Raw genomic sequence first — 1,003 nt, forward strand, 5'->3', positions numbered from 1 at the left:
AGGTGGTGCTCGGCGAACCACAGCTGGGCGACGATCTCGCCGGTGGTGAGGTTGCGGCTGAAGCCCTGGTGGCCGGTCGAGCAGAAGCGGCAGCCGACCGCGCAGCCGGCCTGCGACGACACGCACAGCGTGCCGCGGTCGTCTTCGGGGATGAACACCGTCTCGACGGCATTGCCGCCGCCGACGTCGAACAGCCACTTGATGGTGCCGTCGGTCGAGGCCTGCTCGCTGACGACGGCGAGCGGCGTGACGCAGGCGACGCCCGCCAGCTTGTCGCGCAGCGACTTGGCGAGGTCGGACATCGCGTTGAAATCCGACGCGCCCTTCTGGTGGATCCAGCGGAACAGCTGGGTCGCGCGAAAGCGCTTCTCGCCGAGCCGCTCGCAGTAGGCAGCGAGCCCGTCGAGGTCGAACTCGAGGAGGTTGGTGAGACTCATGCCAGCCTCCATCGAGAGGGAACGCTGCCCGCTCAGCGCGAGTAGACGTTCATGCCAGGGAAGAAGAACGAGATCTCGACGGCCGCCRTTTCCGGGGCGTCGGAGCCGTGCACCGCATTGGCGTCGATGCTGTCGGCGAAGTCGGCGCGGATCGTGCCCTTCTCGGCCTTCTTCGGATCGGTGGCGCCCATCAGATCGCGATTCTTCGCGATGGCGCCTTCACCTTCCAGCGCCTGGATCATCACCGGGCCGGAGATCATGAAATCGACCAGGTCCTTGAAGAACGGGCGTGCCTTGTGCACCGCGTAGAACGCTTCGGCTTCACCGCGCGACAKGTGGGCCATCCGCGCGGCCRCGACCTTCAGGCCTGCGCCTTCGAAGCGGGCGTAGATCTGGCCGATCACATTCTTCGCGACGGCGTCGGGTTTGATGATGGAAAGAGTACGTTCGATCGCCATGATTTTTTCTCCTGAATCAAGCACTTGGCAAAGCTTCGGATTGTATCGCTTGAAGGGGGCTCAACTGCCGCCGCGGCGACCACCGCCGCCACCGCCACCGCCATATCC

1 protein-coding gene and 1 pseudogene are annotated in these 1,003 nt (G+C 65.2%); both read right to left on the reverse strand.

Annotated elements, in window-relative coordinates:
- Window positions 1-437: pseudogene (locus tag AC1D01_RS36325) on the reverse strand (23S rRNA (adenine(2503)-C(2))-methyltransferase RlmN); the annotation flags it as partial.
- A 32-nt stretch (window positions 438-469) separates the two neighbouring features.
- On the reverse strand, window positions 470-895 hold the full coding sequence (gene ndk, locus AC1D01_RS36330) for a nucleoside-diphosphate kinase (protein ID WP_477874611.1): 426 nt from the start codon (window positions 893-895) through the stop codon (window positions 470-472).
- Window positions 896-1,003: the final 108 nt, after the last annotated feature.

The organism is Rhizobacter sp. P3_B12 (assembly GCF_056402895.1).